Consider the following 26,372-nt stretch of genomic DNA (forward strand, 5'->3'; position numbering starts at 1 on the left):
CGTACGCCGGATGGAGACAACAGGAGTACGGGTCTTTGCAGTTCAGAGGCCCGCAGCGGGGATTTCTTCGGCGTGGAAGGCTGTTCGTCATGGCGATCGCGCAGCCCGAGCGGGGCGGGCTGCTGCCCGAACGTGCGGGCCCCCTTCGCGGCACACTCGCCACCACCGCGTGCATGGAGACACTGCAGGTGGGCTATCTGCACGCGGTGGCCGCGGCGGCCGGCTGCTCGCTGTCCCAGCCCTTCCCGGACAACGGCATCGACTGGCACGTCAGCCACAGCGCCCCCGGGCACACCGTCGACGACGAGGTGACCATCAAGGTGCAGCTGAAGTGCACGTACCAGATCGTGCCGAACCCCCCGGGCCGCTTCTTCTCCTTCACGCTCGACAACGGCCACCTGGCCAAGCTCGCCCGCACCCCGGTCACGGTGCACAAGATCCTGGTCGTGATGATCGTCCCGCGCTCGCAGGAGCAGTGGCTGCGGGCCGGCCACGACCGGCTCGACCTCAGGCACTGCTGCTACTGGATCAACCTCGCCGGCCACCCCATCACCGGACGGCACCGCACCACCGTGCGGATACCGACCTCGCGCATCTTCGACGACCGGGCGCTCTGCGAGATCATGACGCGGGTCGGGACGGGAGGCAGACCGTGACGCTCCGGCCACTCGAGGGGCCGGGAGGCCGGCCATGACGCACCGCCCTCTCGGCGAGACCCCGCCACCCGTGCGACCAGTGCGACCGGCGCGACCGGTGTGGCAGGAACGGCCGCGGCCCGTCGCCCCCTGGCACCGGACGCCCGGGCCGGCCGACATCGACCCCGCCGACGTCGACCCCGCCGTGCTCGGCGCCCTGCTGCACCGGCACGGCTGGCAGCGGCGCGGCGGGGCCCCCGGGCGCTACGGCCGCTGGACCCCGCCAGGCCCCGGCGGCGCCGGGACCAGCCTGCTGGTGCCCGAGAGCCGCGCCTTCCCCGACAGCGACGACCTGCTCGGCGAGGCGATCGACGCCCTTGCCCGCAGCGGCACGCCGTCCGCACGCGAGGTGCTGGTCTCGCTCGCCGTGCCCAGCGACGAGATCCGCTGGTGGCGGGACGTGCCCGGCGGGCCTGGCGACGCGGCGCCCTGGTACGCCGAGGAGGGACTGCGCACCGCCGCCCGCCGGATGCTGCTCGCCGCCGCGCTCGCCGGCTGCGCCCGGGCCGGCTACTACGGCGCCCGCTACCGGCGCCCGGCCGCCGCCTCCCTGGACCACGTCCTCGTCGGCTCCGTGGCCGACGGCCGCCGCCTGACCGCGTTCGTCCCCGTCGGCACCGGGCGGCCGCTCGCGGTACGGCTGCACCAGGCCCTGTACGCGGTCCGGGAGGCCGTCGACTACCGGCGGGCCGCGGGCGGGATGGACGCCTTCGACGGGGCCGTCGCGGCGGGCGTGAGCAGGGAGCTCACCGACGCCCTCGTCGCACTGGTGCGCGGCACCGAGGGCGCCCGGATCGCCGTCGAGTGGGCGCCCGCGGCGGGTGTCCCCGGGGACTGCGCGGCGACCACGGAACCCGTCGAGTTCTCACCGGGCGACCTGCCGGTGCTGCGCGAGGCCGGCGCCCGCTACCTGCGCGCGGAGCCGTCCGTGCCCGTGCGGGTCACCGGCGCGGTGGTGCGGATGCGCCGGTCGCAGCCACGCGGCGAGGGCACCGTCAGACTGCGGGTGATCGCCGGCGCCGAGGTGCCGCACCTGCGCGTCACCCTGGACGAGGAGGACTACCGGACCGCCGGGCACGCGCACCTGGTCGGCCTGCCGGTCCGGGTGGAGGGCCGGTTGGAGAGCCGGGGCGGCTTCCGGCGGCTCACCGGCGCCCGGGAAGTCGTACCCGTGGAGGTGGACGACGAGGAGCGGGACCGGCTGATGAAGTCCCTGCGCGAGGACACCGGGGACCGGGACCGCTTCGGGGAGGTGTGCGCGGGGGAGGACGGACAGTAACCGTTTCGCGGTCGGCGGCCCCGGCTCGGTACGATCCCAGTCATGCGCGCGCTCCCGGTATGGCGCCGCACCCCACCTGCAGTCAGGAGAGACCGGTGTCAGACGTCCGTGTGATCATCCAACGCGATTCCGAGCGGGAAGAGCGCGTGGTGACGACGGGCACTACGGCCGCCGACCTCTTCGCCGGCGAGCGCTCGATCGTCGCCGCGCGCGTGGGCGGAGAGCTCAAGGACCTCAGCTACGAGGTGGCCGACGGCGAGACCGTCGAGGGCGTCGAGATCTCCTCCGAGGACGGCCTGAACATCCTGCGCCACTCCACCGCGCACGTGATGGCGCAGGCCGTGCAGGAGATCTTCCCCGAGGCCAAGCTGGGCATCGGCCCGCCGGTCAGGGACGGCTTCTACTACGACTTCGACGTCGCCCGGCCGTTCACGCCCGAGGATCTCAAGGCCGTCGAGAAGAAGATGCAGGAGATCCAGAAGCGCGGGCAGAAGTTCTCCCGCCGGGTGGTCACCGACGAGGCCGCCCGCGAGGAGCTGGCCGACGAGCCCTACAAGCTGGAGCTGATCGGCCTCAAGGGCTCCGCGTCCAGCGACGACGGCGCGGACGTCGAGGTCGGCGCCGGCGAGCTGACCATCTACGACAACCTGGACGCCAAGACCGGCGAGCTGTGCTGGAAGGACCTCTGCCGCGGTCCGCACCTGCCCTCCACCCGCCTCATCCCGGCGTTCAAGCTGATGCGCAACGCGGCCGCCTACTGGCGCGGCAGCGAGAAGAACCCGATGCTCCAGCGCATCTACGGCACCGCCTGGCCGTCCAAGGACGAGCTGAAGCAGTACCTCGACTTCCTCGCCGAGGCCGAGAAGCGCGACCACCGCAAGCTGGGCAACGAGCTGGACCTGTTCTCGATCTCCGATCAGATCGGCTCCGGCCTCGCCGTCTTCCACCCCAAGGGCGGCACGATCCGCCGGGTCATGGAGGACTACTCGCGCCGCCGCCACGAGGAGGAGGGCTACGAGTTCGTCTACACCCCGCACGCGACGAAGGGGAAGCTCTTCGAGACCTCGGGCCACCTGGACTGGTACGCCGACGGCATGTACCCGCCCATGCAGCTCGACGAGGGCGTGGACTACTACCTCAAGCCCATGAACTGCCCGATGCACAACCTGATCTTCGACGCGCGCGGCCGCTCCTACCGCGAACTGCCGCTGCGCCTGTTCGAGTTCGGGACCGTGTACCGGTACGAGAAGTCGGGCGTCGTGCACGGCCTGACCCGCTCGCGCGGCTTCACCCAGGACGACGCGCACATCTACTGCACCCGCGAGCAGATGGCCGAGGAGCTCGACAAGACGCTCACCTTCGTGCTGAACCTGCTGCGCGACTACGGTCTGACCGACTTCTACCTGGAGCTGTCCACCAAGGACCCGGAGAAGTTCGTCGGCTCGGACGAGGTGTGGGAGGAGGCCACGGAGGTCCTGCGCCAGGTCGGCGAGAAGCAGGGCCTGGAACTGGTCCCGGACCCGGGCGGCGCCGCGTTCTACGGCCCGAAGATCTCCGTCCAGGTCAAGGACGCGATCGGACGCACCTGGCAGATGTCGACGATCCAGCTGGACTTCAACCTGCCCGAGCGGTTCAACCTGGAGTACACGGCCGCGGACGGCTCCAAGCAGCGCCCGGTCATGATCCACCGCGCGCTGTTCGGCTCCATCGAGCGCTTCTTCGCGGTCCTGCTGGAGCACTACGCGGGCGCGTTCCCGGCGTGGCTGGCCCCGGTGCAGGCGATCGGCATCCCGATCGGCGACGCGCACGTGGAGTACCTCGAGAAGTTCACGGCGGCGGCCAGGAGGAAGGGCCTGCGGGTCGAGGTCGACTCGTCCTCGGACCGGATGCAGAAGAAGATCCGCAACGCGCAGAAGCAGAAGGTGCCGTTCATGGTCATCGCGGGCGACGAGGACATGGCGAACAACGCCGTCTCCTTCCGCTACCGCGACGGCTCCCAGGAGAACGGCATCCCGTTCGACGAGGCCATCGCGAAGATCGCGAAGGTCGTCGAGGAGCGGACCCAGGTCTGAGCGGCCGCGACGGCTGCCCTTCCCGGCCCCCGGTGATCTTCTCCTCACCGGGGGCCGGGCCCTGTGCGGGGGCGTGAAGCCATATGCTGCGTTGCATGACGAGTGAGCCGGAGCAGCAGATCGGAGTGGGGACGCAGGACGCGTTCCAGCGCCTGTGGACGCCCCACCGGATGGCCTACATCCAGGGCGAGAACAAGCCGACCGGCCCGGGGGCCGGTGACGGCTGCCCGTTCTGCTCCATCCCGGCCAAGTCCGACGAGGACGGCCTGATCGTCAAGCGCGGCGAGCAGGTGTACGCCGTGCTCAACCTGTACCCGTACAACGGCGGCCACCTGATGACCGTGCCGTACCGGCACGTCGCCGACTACACCGATCTGACCCCGGCGGAGACCGTCGAGCTCGCCGAGCTGACCAAGCAGGCGATGCGGGCCCTGCGCGCCGCCTCCGGCGCCCAGGGTTTCAACATCGGTATGAACCAGGGCACGGTGGCGGGCGCGGGCATCGCCGCCCACCTCCACCAGCACATCGTGCCCCGCTGGGGCGGCGACACCAACTTCATGCCGGTCGTCGGCCACACCCGGGTGCTGCCGCAACTGCTGGCCGACACCCGGAAGATGTTGGCGGAGGCCTGGCCCACGACGTGAGCCGTCCGCGCACGACGAGCCGTGCGCTCATCAAGTGAGGCTTCGGCGCACGTCCGCGCCACCCAGCCCGTCCGGCGTGCGAGCACGAGGCCGTCAAGGCCGAAGCGGGGATCCGGGGGAGCCGCCCCCGGAACGGGCGCCCCAAAGGGCGCCCAGGCCGACGCCCCCCGAACCGCCGGAGGCCTACGCGTCGTAGACGTCGGCCTTCTTCGGCGCCACTTCCTGCACCGCCCCGCTGAGCACCGCCGACCGCGAGCCGAACTTCTCCACGTCCACGCCGTTCTCCCGGAGCGTCTTCAGGGCCGCCGCGTGCACCACCCGCAGCACCGGGGTCGCGGCGCGCAGCGCGTCGTCGGCCATGAAGCGGTGCCGCCACGGCTGGTCCGCCCAGGCGTGCCGCAGACCGAACGGCTCCGGCAGGGTCAGGCTCCCGCCGAGCCAGTTCAGCAACGGCGGATACGCGGTCAGCGGGGCGCGCGCGGCGAGCCGTACCACCTCGTCGGCGTCGACCAGGGGCAGCTTGACCTTCCGGGTCTCCCAGAACCGGAGCGCCTTCTGCACCTCCTTCTCCTTCGCCGCGGGCTTGTCGTTGAACAGCGGGTGGACCGGCCCGAGGGCGTGGCCGGTGACCTCGATGCGCAGGGTGTCGTGCAGCACTGTCACCGTGATCAGCATGGTGATGACCAGATGGCCGTCCCAGAGCGTCCACTGGACACCGAGGTAGTGCCGGTCGCCGCCGCCGAACTGCTGCTTGTTGCAGATGTCCTGTATGGCGTGCGTCTTGACCGTGTACGCGTCCACGTCCGTGCCGCTGGGCCGGGACACCGACTTCGCGTTCTCCCCGATCGGGGTCACGATCCAGTGGGTGATCGACGGCTTGGGGAAGCCGCCGGTGTTGATGGGGGTGCGCTCCAGCATCGCCAGCCCGCCCTGGATCGCGGTGATGACGTCCCAGCTGCGGAACGGGTGGAAGTCCTTGCCGGGTTCGGCGGAGACCAGGTCCTCGGCCAGCTGCCAGCTGCCCCAGCGCGTGCCCATGCCGAGTATGCCCTTGGGGCCGGCGTAGAAGACCGAGTTCGACCGCTGCTCGGCGCTGAGCCGCGCGAGTTCCTTGCGCACCTGCTCGGCCGCGTCGCCCGGGTTGCCCGGCACCGCCTCGGGGATCTTCGCGCCCGGCCCGCCGCCCGACAGCAGGCTCTCCCAGCGCTCCCGCAGGTCACGCGCCGAACGCTCGCAGATCCGCTTGGCCCAGAACCAGCCGACGACCGGCAGGACCACCGCCGCGCGCGCGTACCAGCCCCAGAATCCGGTGAACGGCATCTTGACCAGGAAGAGGACGGCCAGGGCGCCCATGGCGACCAGCAGGGTCGTGCCGAGCGCCCCGGAACTCCTGTCCTCGCGCCGGCTGACGGTGGTGCGCAGCGCGAACACCAGCAGCCACACGAAGAACCCCGGCAGGAAGAGCACCCCGCAGAGCACCGTCACCGCGGTCAGCCAGTTGTCGCGCTCCCGGCGGATGCGGTGGGCCGCCAGGCAGTGCTCCACGACGACCTGCGGCTCCACGCCGAAGGACTGGATGAGCGGCTCGCGTTTGGCGCCCAGCGTGCGGTCGATGACGGCCCGGGAGAAGGCCTCACCGAGCTTGGGCCGGAAGATCCTCGCCCACGGGCGGGGCGGTGTGACCGTCGACTTGTGCCACTCGTTGTCGGCCTCGAGGATCTTGGCCACCTCGTCGTCCCGGTAGGCCGCCGAGGCCAGCGCGTTGGTCGCCGCCGTCTGCCCCGCCGAACCCGACAGGGGCACCTGGGCCCCGGGACTGAAATCGAATCCGTCCGTCACTGCCGCCCCCCTCGCTGCCGCCTCTGCACCTGCGGCCTTCCCGACTTCCCCGCCGCGCACACCTGTTGATCAAGTCATCAGCGTATCCGCGGGCACGGGCGCACGGGGGCGGACGGCCGAAGCCGCCCGCCCGTTCGGCGGGAAGCCTTCCGTGGCACCCCGGTTGTGCGCCGGGCGCGCCGACTCACCAGCCCCGCACGCCGGTTCCGCGGAGCCCACCGGCAAGTCCCGCGCGCCGGTTCGCCGTACCCGGCCCGCGAGTCCTGTGCGCCGGTATGGCGTATCCGGCTCGCGAGTCCCGCGTGCCGGTCGGCGGCCCCGACTCGCAAGCTACCCGCGTCCGTTCGCCGGACCTGGCCGGCAGGTACCACGCGCCCGCTCCCCGGACCCGGCCGGCAGGCACCCCGCGCGGACGCCCCCGGCCGGGCAGGCGTGCGACACCCGCCCGTCGGCTCGCGTGCGCCCGCGCGGCTCCCCAAACCCGGCTGGATGGACCCGGCTGGGACGGACCCGGCTAGGACGCCTCCCGCTCCTGTTGCCGAAGCCGCTCGGCCACCTGCGGTGGCATCGGCTCGTGCCGCGCGTACCGGCGGTCGAACCGGGCCGTGCCGTGCGACAGGGACCGCAGGTCGACCGCGTACCGGCCGATCTCGATCTCGGGCACCTCGGCGCGCACCAGCGTGCGGCCGCCGGCCGTCTGCTCGGTGCCCAGCACCCGGCCGCGCCGCCCGGACAGATCGCTCATCACGGCGCCCACGTAGTCGTCGCCGACGAGCACGCTCACCTCGGCGACCGGCTCCAGCAGGTGGATCTTCGCGTCGGCCGCGGCCTCCCGCAGCGCGAGCGCGCCCGCCGTCTGGAACGCGGCGTCGGAGGAGTCCACCGAGTGCGCCTTGCCGTCGAGGAGCGTGACCCGCACGTCGATCAGCGGATGGCCGGCGGCGACGCCCTTGGCGGCCTGGGCCCGTACGCCCTTCTCCACCGACGGGATGAACTGCCGCGGCACGGCCCCGCCGACGACCTTGTCGACGAACTCGATGCCCGAGCCGCCGGGCAGCGGTTCCACCTCGATCTCGCAGATGGCGTACTGCCCGTGCCCGCCGGACTGCTTGACGTGCCGCCCGCGCCCCGCCGACCTCCCGGCGAACGTCTCCCGCAGGGACACCCGGTGCGGGACCACGTCCACCTGGACGCCGTACCGGCTGCGCAGCCGCTCCAGGGCGACGTCCGCGTGGGCCTCGCCCAGGCACCACAGCACCACCTGGTGGGTGTCCTGGTTCTGCTCGAGACGCATCGTCGGGTCCTCGGCGGCCAGCCGGGACAGGCCCTGGGACAGCTTGTCCTCGTCCGCCTTGCTGTGCGCCTGGATGGCGAGCGGCAGCAGCGGGTCGGGCATCTCCCACGGCTCCATGAGCAGCGGGTCGTCCTTCGCGGAGAGGGTGTCCCCGGTCTCGGCGCGGTTCAGCTTCGCCACGCACACGAGATCGCCCGCGACGGCGTGCGTCACCGGGCGCTGCTGCTTGCCGAACGGCGTGGACAGGGCCCCGACGCGCTCGTCGACGTCGTGGTCCTCGTGCCCGCGGTCGGCCAGCCCGTGCCCGGAGACGTGCACCGTCTCGTCGGGGCGCAGCCTGCCGGAGAAGACCCGCACCAGCGAGACGCGGCCGACGTAGGGGTCGGACGCGGTCTTCACCACCTCCGCGACCAGGGGGCCGTCCGGATCGCTCGGCTTCAGCGCGCGCGGCGCGCCGTCCACGGTGGTGACCCGGGGCGCCTCGCGCTCCAGCGGGGTCGGGAAGCCGCCGGTCACCAGTTCCAGCAGCTCGACCGTGCCGAGACCCTGCCGGGCGCCCTCGGCCGCGGGGGCGGCGGCCAGGACGGGGAAGAAGGCCCCGCGGGCGACGGCCCGCTCCAGGTCCTGGATCAGCGTCTTGACGTCGATGCGCTCACCGCCGAGATAGCGGTCCATGAGCGTCTCGTCCTCGCTCTCGGCGATGATGCCCTCGATGAGGCGGTTGCGGGCCTCCTCGATCCGCGGCAGCTCGTCCTCGCCGGGCTCGGACTCCTTGCGCTCCCCCGTGGAGTAGTCGTACAGCTTCTGCGACAGCAGCCCGGTCAGGCCGGTCACCGGCGCGTGCCCGTCGGGCCCCTGCGGGCCGCGCAGCGGCAGGTAGAGCGGCAGCACGGCGTCGGGGTCGTCCGCGCCGAACGCCTCGGCGCACACCCGCGTCATCTCCTCGAAGTCCGCGCGGGCGGCCTCCAGGTGCGTGACGACGATGGCCCGGGGCATGCCGACGGCCGCGCACTCCTCCCACACCATGCGCGTGGAGCCGTCCACGCCGTCCGAGGCCGAGACGACGAAGAGGGCCGCGTCCGCCGCCCGCAGACCGGCCCTGAGCTCCCCGACGAAGTCGGCGTAGCCGGGGGTGTCCAGAAGATTGATCTTGATGCCGTCCCATTCGACGGGCACCAGGGACAGCTGCACGGAGCGCTGCTGCCGGTGCTCGATGTCGTCGTGGTCGGAGACGGTGCCGCCGTCCTCCACGCGGCCCGCCCGGTTGACGGCCCCCGCGGTGAGCGCGAGAGCCTCCACCAGAGTCGTCTTGCCCGAACCGGAGTGGCCGACCAGCACCACATTCCGTACGGACGCGGGGTGGTCGGCCGCCACTGCCCTGCCGGCGGCTCCGGGGTGTGTATGCGCCTTGTCGCCCATGATCCTGCCTCCCGTGCACGGTGAGGTCACTGTGGGCGCGGACACGCGGGACCGCGTGCTCTGGCGGCTCCGGCGACGCCCGCGGTCCTTCGAGCTTTCCACTCCCGTCACGCTGCGTCCATACGAGCGACCCGATCCCGCCGTCCACCGCGCTCCCGCGCCCCGTGCCGGTCCGCCGGCGGGGGTCCGGGTGCCAGACGGTCGCGTACGCGCGCGCGTGGCTACGATGGGCCAGCCGGTGGCCAGCAGGGGCGCCCGGCGACCCGACCCTTGGGCAGGCCATGCTGAACAAGTACGCGCGTGCTTTCTTCACGCGTGTCCTCACACCGTTCGCCGCGTTTCTGATCCGCCGGGGCGTGAGCCCCGACACGGTCACGCTCATCGGCACGGCCGGTGTGGTCGTGGGCGCGCTGGTCTTCTACCCCCGGGGCGAGTTCTTCTGGGGCACGGTCGTGATCACGCTGTTCGTGTTCTCCGACCTCGTCGACGGCAACATGGCCCGCCAGCTCGGCCGCTCCAGCCGGTGGGGCGCATTCCTCGACTCCACCCTGGACCGGGTCGCCGACGGGGCCGTCTTCGGCGGCTTCGCCCTGTGGTACGCGGGCAACGGCGCCGACAACGTCCTGTGCGCCGTCTCGATCTTCTGCCTGGCCAGCGGCCAGGTGGTGTCGTACACCAAGGCCCGCGGCGAGTCGATCGGCCTGCCGGTCGCGGTCAACGGACTGGTCGAGCGTGCCGAGCGGCTGGTGATCTCGCTGGTCGCGGCCGGGTTCGCGGGCCTGCACAAGTTCGGGGTGCCCGGCATCCAGTACCTGCTGCCGATCGCTCTGTGGATCGTCGCCGTGGGCAGCCTGTTCACGCTGATCCAGCGCGTCGTCACCGTCCGCCGGGAGTCCGCGGAGGCGGAGGCCGAGGCAGGTGCGGGCGAGTCGTCCCCGGACGAGCCGGGGAACGCCCCGCGGGGGAGTGAGACCACCCAGAACCGGTCGCGGAACTCCTCCCGGGGCAGGGACACGGCCCCCGACCGGCCGGACGCCGCCTCCCGGGGCAGCGAGGCGGCGAAGTGAGCGCACGTGAGCGGCTGACCGACGCCCTGTACGGCCTCGGCTGGAGCACCGTGAAGACGCTGCCCGAGCCGGTCGCCGTGCGGCTCGGCCGCGGCATCGCCGACCTCGCCTGGAAGCAGCGCGGCAAGGGCGTGCGGCGGCTGGAGAGCAACTACGCGCGCGTGGTGCCCGACGCGACCCCCGAGCGCCTGGCCGAGCTGTCCCGCGCGGGCATGCGCTCGTACCTGCGCTACTGGATGGAGGCCTTCCGGCTCCCGGCCTGGAGCGCGCGGCGGATAGCGGACGGCTTCGACGCCGAGGACCTGCACCACCTGACCGACGGCCTCGCCTCCGGCCGGGGCGTCGTCCTCGCCCTGCCCCACCTGGCCAACTGGGACCTGGCCGGCGCCTGGGTCACCACCAAGCTGGGGTTGCCCTTCACGACCGTCGCCGAGCGCCTGAAGCCGGAGACGCTGTACGACCGCTTCGTCGCCTACCGCGAGGGTCTGGGCATGGAGGTCCTCCCGCACACCGGTGGCTCCGCCTTCGGCACGCTCGCCCGCAGGCTGCGCGACGGCGGCCTGGTCTGCCTGGTCGCCGACCGTGACCTGTCGGCCTCCGGAGTCGAGGTGCAGTTCTTCGGCGAGACGGCCCGGATGCCCGCGGGGCCGGCCCTGCTCGCCCAGCAGACCGGCGCCCTGCTGCTGCCCGTCACGCTCTGGTACGACGACTCGCCCGTCATGCGGGGCCGGGTGCACCCCCCGGTCGAGGTACCCGGGACAGGTACCCGGGCCGAGAAGACGTCCGTCATGACACAGGCGCTGGCGGACGCCTTCGCCACTGGCATCGCCGACCACCCGGAGGACTGGCACATGCTGCAGCGGCTCTGGCTCGCCGACCTCGATCCCGCGAGGGATCCTGAAAACCCCGCGAAGGGAACCCCGTGAGGATCGGCATCGTCTGCCCCTACTCCTGGGACGTGCCGGGCGGCGTCCAGTTCCACATCCGCGATCTGGCCGAGTACTTCATCGGCCTCGGACACCAGGTGTCCGTCCTCGCGCCCGCCGACGACGACACGCCGCTGCCGCCGTACGTCGTCTCGGCCGGCCGCGCGGTCCCGGTGCCGTACAACGGCTCGGTGGCCCGGCTGAACTTCGGCTTCCTGTCGGCGGCCCGGGTGCGCCGCTGGCTGCACGACGGCGCGTTCGACGTCATCCACATCCACGAGCCGACCTCGCCCTCCCTCGGTCTGCTGACCTGCTGGGCGGCCCAGGGCCCGATCGTCGCCACCTTCCACACGTCCAACCCGCGCTCCCGGGCGATGATCGCCGCCTACTCGATCCTGCAGGCCGCCCTGGAGAAGATCAACGCGCGGATCGCGGTGAGCGAGTACGCCCGGCGGACCCTCGTCGAGCACCTCGGCGGTGACGCGGTGGTCATCCCGAACGGCGTCGACGTCGACTTCTTCGCCGAGGCGGAGCCGAAGGCCGAGTGGCAGGGCGACACGATCGGCTTCATCGGCCGCATCGACGAGCCCCGCAAGGGGCTGCCGGTGCTCATGCGGGCCCTGCCGAAGATCCTCGCCGCCCGCCCGCGGACCAGGCTGCTGGTCGCCGGACGCGGGGACGAGGAGGAGGCCGTGCGGACGCTGCCCGCCGAGCTGCGCCCGCGCGTGGAGTTCCTCGGCATGGTCAGCGACGAGGACAAGGCGCGCTTCCTGCGCAGCGTCGACCTCTACGTCGCTCCCAACACGGGCGGAGAGAGCTTCGGCATCATCCTCGTCGAGGCCATGTCCGCCGGCGCCCCCGTCCTCGCCTCAGACCTGGACGCCTTCGCCCAGGTCCTGGACCAGGGCAAGGCCGGCGAGCTGTTCACCAACGAGGACGCCGACGCGCTCGCCGACGCGGCCGTACGGCTGCTGGCCGACCCGGACCGGCTGCGCGAGCTGCGCGAACGCGGGAGCACCCATGTGCGCCGGTTCGACTGGTCGACGGTCGGCGCGGACATCCTGTCCGTGCACGAGACGGTGACGGCCGGAGCCGCCGCGGTGGCCACCGACGAGCGGGCCACGGGCCTGCGGGCCCGACTGGGGCTGGTCCGGGACTGAGCGGAACCGAGGGCCGGGGCCTTGGATCATCCCGGTAGCCTTGCCGCCCGTGACCGCAACCCTCATCTGGATCCTCGTCGCGCTCGTCGCCGTCGGCCTGTACCTGAGCTGGACGGCGGGGCGGCTGGACCGGCTGCACGCCCGCATCGACGCCGCCCGCGCCGCGCTCGACGCCCAACTGCTGCGCCGCGCCTCGGTGGCCCAGGAACTGGCCACCTCCGGCGTGCTCGACCCGGCCGCCTCCATCGTGCTGTACGAGGCCGCGCACGCCGCCCGCCAGGCCGAGGAGGACCAGCGGGAGGTCGCCGAGAGCGAGCTGACCCAGGCGCTGCGGGCCGTCTTCGCCGAGGCCCAGCAGGTGGAGGCGGTCCGCGCGGCACCCGGCGGCGAGGCGGCGGCCCGCGAGCTGACCGAGGCGGTGCGCAGGGTGCCGATGGCCCGCCGGTTCCACAACGACGCCGTCGGAGCGGCGCGCAGGCTGCGCGAGCACCGCAAGGTGCGCTGGTTCCGGCTGGCCGGTCACGCCCCGTTCCCGCTGGCCTTCGAGATGGACGACGAGCCGCCGGCCGCCCTGGTGGACCGGGCGGCGTAGGGCCCGGCCGCGACCCGGTCCGCGTGGCCGGGCCGGGGCGTTGCACGAGAAAAAGGATCCACAGGGTTGCCATTGGCCCTTGTCGTGGACTGGTCCACTCACGTTTCCTCGGTGCAGCACAACGCCGTCTTCACCGAGTGAGGTCACCCGTGTCCACCACGATTCCCGACTCCGCCCAGACCCCCGAGACCGGCACCGCGCGCGTGAAGCGCGGCATGGCCGAGCAGCTCAAGGGCGGCGTGATCATGGACGTCGTCACGCCGGAGCAGGCGAAGATCGCCGAGGACGCGGGCGCCGTCGCCGTCATGGCCCTGGAGCGGGTCCCGGCCGACATCCGCAAGGACGGCGGCGTGGCGCGCATGTCCGACCCGGACATGATCGAGGGCATCATCGACGCCGTCTCGATCCCGGTCATGGCCAAGTCCCGCATCGGCCACTTCGTCGAGGCCCAGGTGCTCCAGTCCCTCGGCGTCGACTACATCGACGAGTCCGAGGTCCTCACCCCGGCCGACGAGGTCAACCACTCCGACAAGTGGGCCTTCACCACCCCGTTCGTCTGCGGTGCCACCAACCTCGGCGAGGCCCTGCGCCGCATCGCCGAGGGCGCCGCGATGATCCGCTCCAAGGGCGAGGCCGGCACCGGCAACGTCGTCGAGGCCGTCCGCCACCTGCGCCAGATCAAGAACGAGATCGCCAAGCTGCGCGGCTTCGACAACCACGAGCTCTTCGCCGCCGCCAAGGAGCTGCGCGCCCCGTACGAGCTGGTCAAGGAGGTCGCCGAGCTCGGCAAGCTCCCGGTGGTGCTGTTCTCCGCCGGTGGCGTGGCCACCCCGGCCGACGCCGCCCTGATGCGCCAGCTCGGCGCCGAGGGCGTCTTCGTGGGCTCCGGCATCTTCAAGTCCGGCGACCCGGCCAAGCGCGCCGCCGCCATCGTGAAGGCCACCACCTTCTACGACGACCCGAAGATCATCGCGGACGCCTCCCGCAACCTCGGCGAGGCCATGGTCGGCATCAACTGCGACACCCTCCCCGAGACCGAGCGCTACGCCAACCGCGGTTGGTGACGAGCCCGGCGAAGGACCTGGTCACTTCCTCATGAACACTCCTGTCATCGGCGTCCTGGCCCTCCAGGGCGACGTCCGGGAGCACCTCATCGCCCTGGCCGCGGCGGACGCCGTGGCCAGGCCGGTGCGGCGCCCCGAAGAACTCGCCGAGGTCGACGCCCTCGTCCTCCCCGGGGGCGAGTCCACCACCATCTCCAAGCTGGCCGTCCTCTTCGGAGTGATGGACCCCCTCCGCGCGCGCGTGCGGGACGGCATGCCCGTCTACGGCACCTGCGCGGGCATGATCATGCTCGCCGACAAGATCCTCGACCCGCGCTCGGGACAGGAGACCATCGGCGGCATCGACATGATCGTGCGCCGCAACGCCTTCGGGCGGCAGAACGACTCCTTCGAGGCGGCGGTCGACGTCCGGGGCGTGGAGGGCGATCCTGTGGAGGGCGTCTTCATCCGCGCCCCCTGGGTCGAGTCCGTCGGCGCCGGGGCCGAGGTGCTCGCCGAGCACGGCGGCCACATCGTCGCCGTCCGCCAGGGCAACGCGCTGGCCACGTCGTTCCACCCGGAACTGACCGGCGACCACCGGGTGCACGCCCTGTTCGTCGACATGGTGCGGGCGAACCGGACACCCGAGTCCTTGTAGGATCTCTGCGTTCGTTGCAGAGATGGGTTACGCGAAGGAGACAGGCAGATGTCCGGCCACTCTAAATGGGCCACGACGAAGCACAAGAAGGCCGTCATCGATGCCAAGCGCGGCAAGCTCTTCGCGAAGCTGATCAAGAACATCGAGGTCGCGGCGCGGATGGGCGGCGTCGACCTCGACGGCAACCCGACGCTCTACGACGCCGTCCAGAAGGCCAAGAAGCAGTCGGTCCCGAACAAGAACATCGACTCCGCGATCAAGCGCGGCGGCGGTCTCGAGGCCGGCGGCGCCGACTACGAGACGATCATGTACGAGGGCTACGGCCCGAACGGTGTCGCGGTGCTCATCGAGTGCCTCACCGACAACCGCAACCGCGCCGCCTCCGACGTCCGTGTCGCCATGACCCGCAACGGCGGCTCGATGGCCGACCCCGGCTCGGTGTCGTACCTGTTCAACCGCAAGGGTGTCGTCATCGTCCCCAAGGGTGAGCTGACCGAGGACGACGTCCTCGGCGCCGTCCTGGACGCCGGCGCCGAGGAGGTCAACGACCTCGGCGAGTCCTTCGAGGTGCTCAGCGAGGCCACCGACCTGGTCGCCGTCCGCACCGCCCTCCAGGACGCCGGGATCGACTACGACTCCGCCGAGGCCAACTTCGTCCCGACCATGCAGGTCGAGCTGGACGAGGAGGGCGCCAAGAAGATCTTCAAGCTGATCGACGCGCTCGAGGACAGCGACGACGTGCAGAACGTCTTCGCCAACTTCGACGTCAGCGACGAGATCATGGAGAAGGTCGAGGCGTAACGCCGCCGCGGGCACAGCGGTTTCGGCGGGCCGGTGGGACACGTCCCACCGGCCCGCCGCCGTTGTCGGTGGCAGCGGCTAGCCTTGCGGCAGTCGAAGATCGCCGTCGCGAGGAGGGGAGGGACGCGTGCGCGTACTCGGGGTGGACCCCGGACTCACGAGGTGCGGTGTCGGCGTCGTCGAGGGGGTCCCCGGACGGCCGCTCACGATGCTCGGCGTCGGCGTCGTCCGCACGCCCGCGGACGCCGAACTGGGCCACCGTCTCGTCGCCGTCGAGCGGGGCATCGAGGCGTGGCTGGACGAGCACCGGCCCGAATTCGTCGCCGTGGAGCGCGTGTTCAGCCAGCACAACGTCCGCACGGTGATGGGCACCGCCCAGGCCAGCGCCGTCGCCATGCTCTGCGCCGCCCGCCGCGGCATCCCCGTCGCCCTGCACACCCCCAGTGAGGTCAAGGCCGCCGTCACCGGCAGCGGCCGCGCCGACAAGGCCCAGGTCGGTGCCATGGTCACCCGATTGCTCCGGCTCGACGCGCCCCCGAAGCCCGCAGACGCCGCCGACGCCCTCGCGCTCGCCATCTGCCACATCTGGCGGGCCCCCGCCCAGAACCGTCTGCAGCAGGCCGTCGCCCTGCACGCATCGAAAGGCCGTACGGCATGATCGCCTTCGTCAGCGGCCCGGTCGCCGCCCTCGCCCCGGACTCCGCCGTGGTCGAGGTGGGCGGGATCGGCATCGCCGTCCAGTGCACGCCCGACACGCTCTCCGGACTGCGCCGGGGCCAGCAGGCCAGGCTCGCCACCTCCCTGGTCGTCCGGGAGGACTCGCTGACGCTGTACGGCTTCGCGGACGACGACGAGCGCCAGGTCTTCGAACTGCTCCAGACGGCCAGCGGCGTCGGCCCGAGACTGGCCCAGGCGATGCTCGCCGTGCACCGCCCGGACGCGCTGCGCCGTGCGGTGGCCACCGGCGACGAGAAGGCGCTCACCGCCGTCCCCGGCATCGGCAAGAAGGGTGCCCAGAAGCTGCTCCTGGAGCTGAAGGACCGCCTCGGCGAGCCCATCGGCGCCCCGGCGGTCGGTGCTCCGGTCACCCAGGGCTGGCGCGACCAGCTGCACGCCGCCCTGATCGGCCTCGGCTACGCGACCCGCGAGGCCGACGAGGCGGTGGCCGCCGTGGCCCCGCAGGCCGAGGCGGCCGAGGGCACCCCCCAGGTCGGCCGGCTGCTGAAGGCGGCCCTGCAGACCCTGAACCGCGCCCGCTGACCCACCTGCGCCACCCCAGCTAGGAGATCTCAGTGAACTGGGACGACACGACCGGCACCCCCGCCTCCGAGCGGCTGGTGGGCTCCGACGCCGACCGTGAGGACCAGGCCGTCGAAGCCGCCCTGCGCCCCAAGGACCTGGACGAGTTCATCGGCCAGGAGAAGGTGCGCGAGCAGCTCGACCTCGTGCTGCGCGCCGCCCGCGCCCGCGGCGCCACCGCCGACCACGTGCTCCTCTCCGGCGCCCCCGGCCTCGGCAAGACCACCCTCTCCATGATCATCGCGGCCGAGATGGGCGCCCCCATCCGCATCACCAGCGGTCCCGCCATCCAGCACGCCGGCGACCTCGCCGCGATCCTGTCCTCCCTCCAGGAGGGCGAGGTCCTCTTCCTCGACGAGATCCACCGCATGTCCCGGCCCGCCGAGGAGATGCTCTACATGGCGATGGAGGACTTCCGGGTCGACGTCGTCGTCGGCAAGGGTCCCGGCGCCACCGCCATCCCGCTGGAGCTGCCGCCGTTCACCCTGGTCGGCGCCACCACCCGCGCGGGCCTGCTGCCGCCCCCGCTGCGCGACCGCTTCGGCTTCACCGCGCACATGGAGTTCTACGAGCCCGCCGAGCTGGAGCGCGTCATCCACCGCTCGGCGAACCTCCTCGAGGTCGGGATAGACGCCCCCGGCGCCGCGGAGATCGCCGGCCGCTCCCGCGGGACGCCCCGCATCGCCAACCGCCTGCTGCGCCGGGTGCGCGACTACGCGCAGGTCAAGGCCGACGGCCTGGTCACCCAGGAGATCGCCGCGGCGGCCCTGGCGGTGTACGAGGTCGACACCCGCGGCCTCGACCGGCTCGACCGGGCCGTCCTCCAGGCGCTGCTGAAGCTGTTCGCGGGCGGGCCCGTCGGCCTGTCCACGCTCGCGGTCGCGGTGGGGGAGGAGCGTGAGACCGTGGAGGAGGTCGCCGAACCCTTCCTCGTCCGGGAGGGACTGCTCGCCCGCACCCCGCGCGGACGGATCGCCACCCCGGCCGCCTGGGCCCACCTCGGTCTGACCCCGCCCGGCCCGTCAGCCGCGGGAAACGGACAACAGGACCTCTTCGGGGCGTGACGGCGAGCGCATTCGCCGGAGGAGGAACCCAGGTGCCATGCTGAGCGTTGTTCCTTGCACGCGGACTCGCTTAGACTCCGCCGATGCCGCCGTTGTCGGCAGCACACATACACCCCCATCCATCAGGCCGCTCACCACCGCGGTCGTGTGAAGGAAGTTCCGACCCGTGAGTCTCGTGACCCTCCTCCCGTTCATCGTGCTCATCGGGGCCATGTTCCTGATGACCCGGTCGGCCAAGAAGAAGCAGCAGCAGGCCGCCGACATGCGGAACCAGATGCAGCCCGGCAGTGGCGTCCGCACCATCGGAGGCATGTACGCCACGGTCAAGGAGGTCAGTGACGAGACGGTCCTCCTCGACGCCGGCCCGGGTGTCGAGCTGCTCTTCGCCAAGAACTCGATCGGCGCCGTCCTGTCCGACGACGAGTACAACCGCATCGTCCACGGCATCGAGCACGACCTGAAGTCCGACGACCTCGTCCCCGGCGACGCCTCCTCCCTCACCGCGACCGACGAGCCCGCCGCCGGCGCCTCCGCCGCCTCCGACGACAAGCCCCTCGACCTCGGCAAGAAGGACGCGGCCGAGGAGCCGGCCGCCGAGAAGCCGGCTGTCGAGAAGCCGGCTGTCGAGAAGCCCGCCGCCGAGAAGCCGGCCGTCGAGAAGCCGGTCGCCGAGGCCAAGGCGGACGAAGAGCCGAAGAAGACCGACGGCGACTCCGACGCGAAGTAGTCACCTCCCAGGGCGCGCGGCACCGGCCGCGCGCCCTGGGACGTGCTCTAGTCGCGCGGGATCCCGACACACTGTCATGGCCGCCACCGAGCCCACCCGGCCCGGGGCGGCCCGAGAGGGAGTACGAGAAGGTGGCAGCACCTAAGAAGGGCCGGAGCGCGGGCGCCCAGAGCAGGCCGTGGCGCTCGCTGGCCCTCATCCTGATCGCCATCGTGGCGCTCACCGGGGGGATGTTCGCCTCCGGGCACACCACTCCGCGTCTCGGCATCGACCTGGCCGGCGGTACGAGCATCACGCTGGAGGCGGTCAACGAGCCGGGCCAGCCGAACGCGATCAACAAGACCAACATGGCCACCGCGGTCGACATCATGAACCGCCGTGTCAACGGTCTGGGTGTCTCCGAGGCAGAGGTTCAGACCCAGGGCGATCGCAACATCATCGTCAACATCCCCCGGGGCACCAACTCCAAGGAGGCCCGGGACCAGGTCGGCACCACCGCGAAGCTCTACTTCCGTCCGGTCCTCCAGCGCGAGGCCTCCACGACCGGCGCCTCCCCGAGCCCCGGCACCAGCCCGAGCGGCAGCCCCTCACCGAGCGCGTCGAGCGGCGCCAAGGGCAAGGCGACCCCCGGCTCCGCCAGCCCCACCGCGTCCGCGACCTCGCAGGGCCGCGCCGTCACCGACGGGCTGAAGGCGGACGCCACCCCGTCCGCGACCGGCGCGGCCTCCGCCAAGCCCTCCGGCTCCGCCAAGCCCTCCGCCTCCGCCTCGCCGACCCCGAGCGGTGGCGCGGGCGACGCGACCGGGAAGCTCGCCGCCGCGTACACCGCCCTCGACTGCGCCAAGCCCGACCAGCGGGCGAACGCCGGCAAGGGCGCCAAGCCCGGCGACCCCACCGTCGCCTGCGGCAAGGACGGCAAGACCTGGAGCAAGTTCCTGCTCGGCCCGGTCGCCGTCGACGGCACCGAGGTCAAGAAGGCCCAGGCGGTCTTCGACACGCAGGGCGGCGCCGGCTGGCAGGTCCAGATGACCTTCAACGACAGCGGCACGAAGAAGTTCGCGGACATCACCGGTCAGCTCTCGCAGAAGCAGACCCCCCAGAACGAGTTCGCGATCGTTCTCGACGACGAGGTCGTCTCGCACCCGTACGTGCAGACGTCCATCACCGGCGGCAGCGCCGAGATCTCCGGCAGCTTCACGCAGGAGGACGCGCAGAGCCTGTCCAACATGCTGTCCTACGGTGCGCTCCCGCTCACCTTCAAGGAGGCGAGCGTCACCACGGTGACCGCCGCGCTCGGCGGCGAGCAGCTGCACGCCGGCCTGATCGCGGGCGCGATCGGCCTCGCCCTGGTCGTCATCTACCTGCTGCTCTTCTACCGCGGCCTGTCGGTCATCGCCGTTCCGTCGCTGCTGGTCTCCGCGATCCTCACCTACGTGATCATGGCCCTGCTCGGCCCGACCATCGGCTTCGCGCTCAACCTGCCTGCCGTCTGCGGCGCCATCGTCGCCATCGGCATCACGGCGGACTCGTTCATCGTCTTCTTCGAGCGGATCCGGGACGAGATCCGGGAGGGCCGCTCCCTGCGTCCGGCCGTCGAGCGGGCCTGGCCGCGTGCCCGGCGCACCATCCTGGTCTCCGACTTCGTGTCGTTCCTCGCCGCCGCGGTGCTGTTCATCGTCACCGTCGGCAAGGTCCAGGGCTTCGCGTTCACGCTGGGCCTGACGACCCTGCTCGACGTGGTCGTCGTCTTCCTCTTCACCAAGCCGCTGATGACGATCCTCGCCCGCAGGAAGTTCTACGCCAACGGCCACAAGTGGTCCGGCCTCGACCCGAAGGCCCTGGGTGCCAAGCCGCCGCTGCGCCGCACCCGCCGCCCCGCCCGTCCTGTCGACCCGAAGGAGGCGTGAGATGTCGAAGCTCGGCAACCTCGGCGCCCGACTCCACCGTGGCGAGGTCGGCTACGACTTCGTCGGCAACCGCAAGATCTGGTACGGCGTCTCCATCCTGATCACCATCACGGCCGTGCTCGGCCTGGCGGTGCGCGGCCTGAACATGGGCATCGAGTTCCAGGGCGGAGCGGTCTTCACCACCCCGAGGACGAGCGCGTCGGTGGCCCAGGGGGAGAGCTTCGCCCAGGACGCCTCCGGCCACACCGCCGTGGTGCAGAAGCTCGGCAACGGCGGTCTGCGCATCCAGATCGCGGGCATCGACACCGGCAAGTCCGACCAGATCAAGGAGGAGCTGGCCAAGGACCTGAGCCTGCCCTCCGAGAAGATCAACGCCGACCTGGTCGGCCCCAGCTGGGGCGAGCAGATCGCCAACAAGGCCTGGGAGGGCCTGGCGATCTTCATGGTCCTGGTCGTGATCTACCTCGCGATCGCCTTCGAGTGGCGCATGGCCGTGGCCGCGCTCGTCGCCCTGGTCCACGACATCACCATCACCACCGGCATCTACGCCCTCGTCGGCTTCGAGGTCACGCCGGGCACGGTGATCGGTCTGCTGACCATCCTCGGTTACTCGCTCTACGACACGGTCGTCGTCTTCGACAGCCTCAAGGAGCAGACGAAGGACATCACCAAGCAGACCCGCTGGACCTACAGCGACGTCGCCAACCGCTCCATCAACAGCACGCTGATGCGGTCGATCAACACGACCGTCGTCGCGCTGCTGCCGGTGGCGGGCCTGCTGTTCATCGGCGGCGGTGTGCTCGGCGCCGGCATGCTCAACGACATCTCGCTGTCGCTGTTCGTCGGCCTCGCGGCCGGCGCGTACTCCTCGATCTTCATCGCCACGCCGCTCGTCGCCGACCTCAAGGAGCGCGAGCCGCAGATGAAGGCGCTGCGCAAGCGCGTCCTCGCCAAGCGGGCGCAGGGCCCGGCCCAGGACGAGCCCCTGGCCGCCGGACCGGCCGGGGCGCACGGCGATGATTCCGAGGACGTCGCCGCTGCCGTCGTCGGCCCGCGCAACCAGCCCGCCTCCCGTGGCCGCGGCCGCGGCCGCCCGTCCGGGAAGCGCCGATGACCGACATAGAAGAGCTGCTGCTCAGCCGTATCCGGGACGTGGCCGACTATCCGGAGCCGGGCGTGATGTTCAAGGACATCACCCCGCTCCTGGCGGACCCACCGGCCTTCACCGCGCTCACCGACGCGCTGGCCCGGATCGCCGTGCACACCGGCGCGACGAAGGTCGTCGGCCTGGAGGCCCGGGGCTTCATCCTCGGCGCCCCGGTCGCCGTCCGCGCGGGCCTCGGCTTCATCCCCGTGCGCAAGGCGGGCAAGCTCCCCGGGGCCACCCTCCGCCAGGCGTACGACCTGGAGTACGGCTCCGCCGAGATCGAGGTGCACGCGGAGGACCTCTGCGGGGACGACCGCGTTCTGGTGGTCGACGACGTCCTCGCCACCGGGGGCACCGCCGAGGCCTCGCTCCAGCTCATCCGCAGGGCGGGCGCCGAGATCGCGGGCGTGGCGGTCCTGATGGAACTCGCCTTCCTGGCCGGCCGCGCCCGGCTGGAGCCCGCGCTCGCCGGGGCTCCGCTGAAGGCGCTGATCACGGTCTGACGGCGGCACCGAGCATCGTCCGGGGCATGGCCCCACGGACCCGACGGGCGCCCCGGGATTCGTCCCGGGGCGCCCGTTCCCGTGTCCCCGCCCGTGCCGTGGGCACTCCACCGGTACGTCCTCGCCCGTACCCTTGGCAGGGGAGAGCCGGGGCCGGAGGAATCCAGCGGCCGCCCGCGGTGTTTCCCGAGCAGCCGGCCCGCGACCGGGCTGGAGGCGATCCCGGAGCCCGGGATCGCTACGATGGGGTCTCCGGAGCCTGACCGGGGGACCCGGACCGCGCACGAGGAGCCCTCTTGCCAGACGAGGCCCAGCCACTGACCGCCGCCAAGCCCGAGCCCGGCTCGGCGCCCGCGGCCAAGTCCGCGCCGACCGCGCCCCACGCGATCAACGACAGCCGTGGGACGGTCGAGCACGCCCAGGCCGCGCCCGTCGGCAAGTCGTCGGAGCCCTCGCGCCCCAAGCCGGCCGCCTCGGAGCGCCCGGTGAACCCCCCGGCCGTGCGGCCGTCCGCGGGCCAGCCCGCCCGCTCCGGCTCCTCCAACCGCGTCCGCGCCCGCCTGGCCCGTCTCGGCGTCCAGCGCGCCAACCCGTACAACCCGGTGCTGGAGCCGTTGCTGCGGATAGTGCGCAGCAACGACCCCAAGATCGACGCCGCCACGCTCCGCCAGATCGAGCGCGCCTACCAGGTGGCCGAGCGCTGGCACCGCGGCCAGAAGCGCAAGAGCGGTGACCCGTACATCACGCACCCGCTCGCCGTCACCACCATCCTCGCCGAGCTCGGCATGGACCCGGCCACGCTCATGGCCGGCCTGCTGCACGACACCGTCGAGGACACCGAGTACGGGCTGGACCAGCTGCGCCGCGACTTCGGCGACACCGTCGCGCTGCTGGTCGACGGCGTCACCAAGCTGGACAAGGTCAAGTTCGGCGAGGCCGCGCAGGCGGAGACCGTGCGCAAGATGGTCGTGGCCATGGCCAAGGACCCGCGGGTCCTGGTCATCAAGCTCGCCGACCGCCTGCACAACATGCGCACCATGCGCTACCTCAAGCGCGAGAAGCAGGAGAAGAAGGCGCGCGAGACCCTGGAGATCTACGCGCCGCTCGCCCACCGCCTGGGCATGAACACCATCAAGTGGGAGCTGGAGGACCTCGCCTTCGCGATCCTCTACCCCAAGATGTACGACGAGATCGTCCGCCTGGTCGCCGAGCGCGCCCCCAAGCGCGACGAGTACCTCGCCAAGGTCATCGACGAGGTCCAGGCCGACCTGCGCGCCGCGCGCATCCGGGCCACCGTCACCGGACGCCCGAAGCACTACTACAGCGTCTACCAGAAGATGATCGTCCGCGGCCGCGACTTCGCGGAGATCTACGACCTGGTCGGCATCCGCGTCCTGGTCGACACCGTCCGCGACTGCTACGCGGCACTGGGCACGGTCCACGCCCGCTGGAACCCGGTTCCGGGGCGGTTCAAGGACTACATCGCGATGCCCAAGTTCAACATGTACCAGTCGCTGCACACGACGGTCATCGGGCCGAGCGGCAAGCCGGTCGAACTCCAGATCCGCACGTTCGACATGCACCGCCGCGCCGAGTACGGCATCGCCGCGCACTGGAAGTACAAGCAGGAGGCCGTCGCCGGCGCCTCCAAGGTGCGCACCGACGTGCCCAAGGCGTCCGCCAAGGACAAGGACGCCATCAACGACATGGCGTGGCTGCGGCAGCTGCTGGACTGGCAGAAGGAGACCGAGGACCCCAGCGAGTTCCTGGAGTCGCTGCGCTTCGACCTCTCCCGCAACGAGGTCTTCGTCTTCACGCCCAAGGGCGACGTCATAGCGCTCCCGGCCGGGGCGACCCCGGTGGACTTCGCGTACGCGGTCCACACCGAGGTGGGCCACCGCACCATAGGAGCACGGGTCAACGGCCGCCTCGTCCCGCTGGAGTCGACCCTCGACAACGGCGACCTGGTGGAGGTGTTCACCTCCAAGGCGACCGGAGCGGGCCCCTCCCGCGACTGGCTCGGCTTCGTGAAGTCGCCGCGCGCCCGCAACAAGATCCGGGCGTGGTTCTCCAAGGAGCGGCGCGACGAGGCGATCGAGCAGGGCAAGGACGCCATCGTCCGCGCGATGCGCAAGCAGAACCTGCCGATCCAGCGCATCCTGACCGGAGACTCGCTGGTCACCCTCGCGCACGAGATGCGCTACTCCGACATCTCCGCGCTCTACGCGGCGATCGGAGAGGGCCATGTCTCCGCCCAGAACATCGTGCAGAAGCTGGTCCAGGCGCTCGGCGGCGAGGAGGCGGCCACCGAGGAGATCGACGAGAGCGTGCCGCCGTCCCGGGGGCGCGGCCGCAAGCGCCGCACCAGCACGGACCCGGGCGTGGTCGTCAAGGGCGTCGACGACGTGTGGGTCAAGCTGGCCCGCTGCTGCACGCCCGTCCCCGGCGACCCGATCATCGGCTTCGTCACCCGCGGTAACGGCGTATCGGTTCACCGCAGCGACTGCGTCAACGTGGACTCACTGTCCCGGGAGCCGGAGCGGATCCTCGACGTCGAGTGGGCGCCCACGCAGTCCTCGGTCTTCCTGGTCGCCATCCAGGTCGAGGCCCTGGACCGCTCCCGGCTCCTGTCGGACGTCACGCGCGTGCTGTCCGACCAGCACGTCAACATCCTGTCCGCGGCCGTCCAGACCTCCCGCGACCGCGTCGCCACCTCCCGCTTCACCTTCGAGATGGGCGATCCCAAGCACCTGGGGCACGTCCTGAAGGCGGTCCGCGGCGTGGAGGGCGTCTACGACGTGTACCGGGTGACGTCCGCCCGCAGCCGGGCCTGACGCCCGTGGCGGGAGCCCGCGGACGTACCTGAAACGCCGGAGGGCTCCCGTACGCACCGTACGGGAGCCCTCAGCGGCCTTCTCCGGAGACCGGGACCCGGAAGGGGAGTCCCTGCTAGCCCCCGAACTCCTGCAGACCCTTCAGAGCCTGGTCCAGGAGCGCCTGACGGCCCTCCAGCTCCCTCTCCAGCTTGTCCGCCTTGGCGGTGTTGCCCTGGGCCCGGGCCTGCTCGATCTGGCCCTGCAGCTTGTCCACGGCGGCCTGGAGCTGGCCGGTCAGACCCTCGGCACGCGCGCGCGCCTCCGGGTTGGTCCGGCGCCACTCGGTCTCCTCGGCGTCCTGCAGTGCCCGGTCGACCGCGTGCATCCGGCCCTCGACCCGCGGACGGGCGTCCCGGGGCACATGACCGATGGCCTCCCACCGCTCGTTGATCGAGCGGAAGGCGGCCCGGGCGGCTTTCAGATCCGTGATCGGCAGGAGCTTCTCGGCCTCCTCGGCCAGCTCCTCCTTCAGCTTCAGGTTCTCCGCCTGCTCGGCGTCGCGCTCGGCGAAGACCGAACCACGGGCGGCGAAGAAGACGTCCTGGGCGCCGCGGAAGCGGTTCCACAGGTCGTCCTCGTGCTCGCGCTGGGCGCGGCCCGCCGCCTTCCACTCCGCCATCAGCTCGCGGTAGCGGGCCGCCGTCGGCCCCCAGTCCGTCGAGCCCGACAGCGCCTCGGCCTCGGCGACCAGCCGCTCCTTGGTCTTCCGCGCCTCCTCGCGCTGCGCGTCCAACTGCGCGAAGTGCGCCTTGCGCCGCTTGGAGAACGCCGACCGCGCGTGCGAGAAGCGGTGCCACAGCTCGTCGTCCGACTTGCGGTCGAGCCGCGGCAGCCCCTTCCACGTGTCCACCAGGGACCGCAGCCGCTCGCCGGCCGCCCGCCACTGGTCGGACCGCGCGAGCTCCTCCGCCTCGGTGACCAGCGCCTCCTTGGCGTGCCTGGCCTCGTCCGTCTGCCGGGCGCGCTGCGCCTTGCGCTCCTCGCGGCGCGACTCGACCGCCGCGACCAGCTTGTCCAGCCGGACCCGCAGCGCGTCCAGGTCGCCCACCGCGTGGTGCGCGTCGACCTGCTCACGGATGTGGTCGATGGCGACCTGCGCGTCCTTGGTCGACAGATCGGTGGTCTGCACTCGCTTCTCGAGGAGGCCGATCTCGACAACCAGGCCCTCGTACTTGCGCTCGAAGTAGGCCAGCGCCTCCTCAGGGGAGCCGGCCTGCCAGGAACCGACGACCTGCTCGCCCTCGGCCGTCCGCACGTACACGGTCCCCGTCTCGTCGACGCGGCCCCACGGGTCGCTGCTCACAGCGCCTCCTCCACATGATGCCTGCGAGGGGGCTCGAAGCTCCCCCGGGCATCGTCC

The 26,372-nt window shown here is 71.9% G+C and carries 22 protein-coding genes; 19 read left to right on the plus strand and 3 right to left on the minus strand.

Annotation, left to right across the window (positions count from 1 at the left end; all coding sequences use genetic code 11):
* The first annotated feature begins 89 nt into the window (after positions 1-89).
* From ACF1A5_RS17750 to ACF1A5_RS17765, 4 genes are all read left to right on the plus strand, one after another.
* Complete coding sequence (locus ACF1A5_RS17750; RefSeq protein ID WP_392193764.1) at positions 90-656, plus strand: DUF4365 domain-containing protein; 567 nt, start codon at positions 90-92, stop codon at positions 654-656.
* A 34-nt stretch (positions 657-690) separates the two neighbouring features.
* Complete coding sequence (locus tag ACF1A5_RS17755) at positions 691-1,974, plus strand: hypothetical protein (RefSeq protein ID WP_392193765.1); 1,284 nt, start codon at positions 691-693, stop codon at positions 1,972-1,974.
* A gap of 95 nt (positions 1,975-2,069) precedes the next feature.
* The gene (gene thrS / locus ACF1A5_RS17760; RefSeq protein WP_392193766.1) at positions 2,070-4,046 is read left to right on the plus strand and encodes a threonine--tRNA ligase; all 1,977 of its coding nucleotides are present in this window, start codon (positions 2,070-2,072) and stop codon (positions 4,044-4,046) included.
* Positions 4,047-4,129: 83 nt separating this feature from the next.
* Positions 4,130-4,690, plus strand: coding sequence for an HIT family protein (locus ACF1A5_RS17765; RefSeq protein WP_392193767.1), 561 nt, complete (start codon positions 4,130-4,132; stop codon positions 4,688-4,690).
* Positions 4,691-4,873: 183 nt separating this feature from the next.
* Here ACF1A5_RS17765 and ACF1A5_RS17770 read toward each other — a convergent pair whose 3' ends face one another.
* Together ACF1A5_RS17770 and ACF1A5_RS17775 are read right to left on the minus strand one after the other, a co-directional pair.
* Positions 4,874-6,529: a hypothetical protein gene (locus ACF1A5_RS17770; RefSeq protein WP_392193768.1), complete on the minus strand. Its 1,656-nt coding sequence runs from the start codon at positions 6,527-6,529 to the stop codon at positions 4,874-4,876.
* Positions 6,530-7,043: 514 nt separating this feature from the next.
* On the minus strand, positions 7,044-9,242 hold the full coding sequence (locus tag ACF1A5_RS17775; protein ID WP_392193769.1) for an elongation factor G-like protein EF-G2: 2,199 nt from the start codon (positions 9,240-9,242) through the stop codon (positions 7,044-7,046).
* A 281-nt stretch (positions 9,243-9,523) separates the two neighbouring features.
* On the opposite strand from ACF1A5_RS17775, the gene pgsA reads away from it, so the two are divergent.
* The 15 genes from pgsA (at position 9,524) to ACF1A5_RS17850 (ending at position 24,970) form a co-directional block, all read left to right on the plus strand.
* Positions 9,524-10,309, plus strand: coding sequence for a phosphatidylinositol phosphate synthase (gene pgsA, locus ACF1A5_RS17780; protein ID WP_392193770.1), 786 nt, complete (start codon positions 9,524-9,526; stop codon positions 10,307-10,309).
* A complete protein-coding gene (locus ACF1A5_RS17785) occupies positions 10,306-11,235 on the plus strand; it encodes a phosphatidylinositol mannoside acyltransferase (RefSeq protein WP_392193771.1) in 930 nt (309 codons plus the stop codon). Before pgsA ends, ACF1A5_RS17785 begins: the two co-directional genes overlap by 4 nt.
* Positions 11,232-12,395, plus strand: coding sequence for a glycosyltransferase family 4 protein (locus ACF1A5_RS17790; RefSeq protein WP_392193772.1), 1,164 nt, complete (start codon positions 11,232-11,234; stop codon positions 12,393-12,395). Before ACF1A5_RS17785 ends, ACF1A5_RS17790 begins: the two co-directional genes overlap by 4 nt.
* 49 nt (positions 12,396-12,444) lie before the next feature.
* Positions 12,445-12,987, plus strand: coding sequence for a hypothetical protein (locus tag ACF1A5_RS17795; RefSeq protein WP_356185297.1), 543 nt, complete (start codon positions 12,445-12,447; stop codon positions 12,985-12,987).
* 149 nt (positions 12,988-13,136) lie between these two features.
* On the plus strand, positions 13,137-14,051 hold the full coding sequence (gene pdxS, locus ACF1A5_RS17800; RefSeq protein ID WP_356185294.1) for a pyridoxal 5'-phosphate synthase lyase subunit PdxS: 915 nt from the start codon (positions 13,137-13,139) through the stop codon (positions 14,049-14,051).
* 31 nt (positions 14,052-14,082) lie between these two features.
* Complete coding sequence (gene pdxT, locus ACF1A5_RS17805) at positions 14,083-14,688, plus strand: pyridoxal 5'-phosphate synthase glutaminase subunit PdxT (protein WP_392193773.1); 606 nt, start codon at positions 14,083-14,085, stop codon at positions 14,686-14,688.
* Between the two features lie 48 nt (positions 14,689-14,736).
* The gene (locus ACF1A5_RS17810) at positions 14,737-15,489 is read left to right on the plus strand and encodes a YebC/PmpR family DNA-binding transcriptional regulator (protein WP_392193774.1); all 753 of its coding nucleotides are present in this window, start codon (positions 14,737-14,739) and stop codon (positions 15,487-15,489) included.
* 127 nt (positions 15,490-15,616) lie between these two features.
* Entirely contained in the window at positions 15,617-16,147 is a 531-nt protein-coding gene (ruvC, locus tag ACF1A5_RS17815) for a crossover junction endodeoxyribonuclease RuvC (RefSeq protein ID WP_392193775.1), read from the plus strand.
* Complete coding sequence (gene ruvA / locus ACF1A5_RS17820; protein WP_392193776.1) at positions 16,144-16,749, plus strand: Holliday junction branch migration protein RuvA; 606 nt, start codon at positions 16,144-16,146, stop codon at positions 16,747-16,749. The genes ruvC and ruvA overlap by 4 nt, the downstream gene beginning before the upstream one ends.
* Positions 16,750-16,781: 32 nt before the next feature.
* The gene (gene ruvB / locus ACF1A5_RS17825) at positions 16,782-17,852 is read left to right on the plus strand and encodes a Holliday junction branch migration DNA helicase RuvB (protein WP_392193777.1); all 1,071 of its coding nucleotides are present in this window, start codon (positions 16,782-16,784) and stop codon (positions 17,850-17,852) included.
* A gap of 166 nt (positions 17,853-18,018) precedes the next feature.
* Complete coding sequence (yajC, locus tag ACF1A5_RS17830) at positions 18,019-18,579, plus strand: preprotein translocase subunit YajC (RefSeq protein WP_392193778.1); 561 nt, start codon at positions 18,019-18,021, stop codon at positions 18,577-18,579.
* Between the two features lie 131 nt (positions 18,580-18,710).
* The gene (gene secD, locus ACF1A5_RS17835) at positions 18,711-20,486 is read left to right on the plus strand and encodes a protein translocase subunit SecD (RefSeq protein WP_392193779.1); all 1,776 of its coding nucleotides are present in this window, start codon (positions 18,711-18,713) and stop codon (positions 20,484-20,486) included.
* A gap of 1 nt (position 20,487) precedes the next feature.
* Complete coding sequence (secF, locus tag ACF1A5_RS17840; protein ID WP_392193780.1) at positions 20,488-21,600, plus strand: protein translocase subunit SecF; 1,113 nt, start codon at positions 20,488-20,490, stop codon at positions 21,598-21,600.
* Entirely contained in the window at positions 21,597-22,136 is a 540-nt protein-coding gene (locus tag ACF1A5_RS17845) for an adenine phosphoribosyltransferase (protein WP_392193781.1), read from the plus strand. Before secF ends, ACF1A5_RS17845 begins: the two co-directional genes overlap by 4 nt.
* Before the next feature lie 296 nt (positions 22,137-22,432).
* On the plus strand, positions 22,433-24,970 hold the full coding sequence (locus tag ACF1A5_RS17850) for a RelA/SpoT family protein (protein WP_392193782.1): 2,538 nt from the start codon (positions 22,433-22,435) through the stop codon (positions 24,968-24,970).
* Between the two features lie 115 nt (positions 24,971-25,085).
* Here ACF1A5_RS17850 and ACF1A5_RS17855 read toward each other — a convergent pair whose 3' ends face one another.
* Positions 25,086-26,315: a DUF349 domain-containing protein gene (locus ACF1A5_RS17855; protein WP_392193783.1), complete on the minus strand. Its 1,230-nt coding sequence runs from the start codon at positions 26,313-26,315 to the stop codon at positions 25,086-25,088.
* Between the last annotated feature and the right edge of the window lie 57 nt (positions 26,316-26,372).

This window comes from Streptomyces sp. NPDC014864, assembly GCF_043081525.1.
GTDB lineage: Bacteria > Actinomycetota > Actinomycetes > Streptomycetales > Streptomycetaceae > Streptomyces.

Coding starts and splice junctions, on each gene's coding strand:
- ACF1A5_RS17750 (WP_392193764.1), top strand. CDS start 90: ATGGCGATCGCGCAGCCCGAGCGGGGCGGGCTGCTGCCCGAACGTGCG.
- ACF1A5_RS17755 (WP_392193765.1), top strand. CDS start 691: ATGACGCACCGCCCTCTCGGCGAGACCCCGCCACCCGTGCGACCAGTG.
- ACF1A5_RS17765 (WP_392193767.1), top strand. CDS start 4,130: ATGCTGCGTTGCATGACGAGTGAGCCGGAGCAGCAGATCGGAGTGGGG.
- ACF1A5_RS17775 (WP_392193769.1), bottom strand. CDS start 9,242: ATGGGCGACAAGGCGCATACACACCCCGGAGCCGCCGGCAGGGCAGTG.
- pgsA (WP_392193770.1), top strand. CDS start 9,524: ATGCTGAACAAGTACGCGCGTGCTTTCTTCACGCGTGTCCTCACACCG.
- pdxT (WP_392193773.1), top strand. CDS start 14,083: ATGAACACTCCTGTCATCGGCGTCCTGGCCCTCCAGGGCGACGTCCGG.
- ACF1A5_RS17810 (WP_392193774.1), top strand. CDS start 14,737: ATGTCCGGCCACTCTAAATGGGCCACGACGAAGCACAAGAAGGCCGTC.
- ruvA (WP_392193776.1), top strand. CDS start 16,144: ATGATCGCCTTCGTCAGCGGCCCGGTCGCCGCCCTCGCCCCGGACTCC.
- secF (WP_392193780.1), top strand. CDS start 20,488: ATGTCGAAGCTCGGCAACCTCGGCGCCCGACTCCACCGTGGCGAGGTC.
- ACF1A5_RS17845 (WP_392193781.1), top strand. CDS start 21,597: ATGACCGACATAGAAGAGCTGCTGCTCAGCCGTATCCGGGACGTGGCC.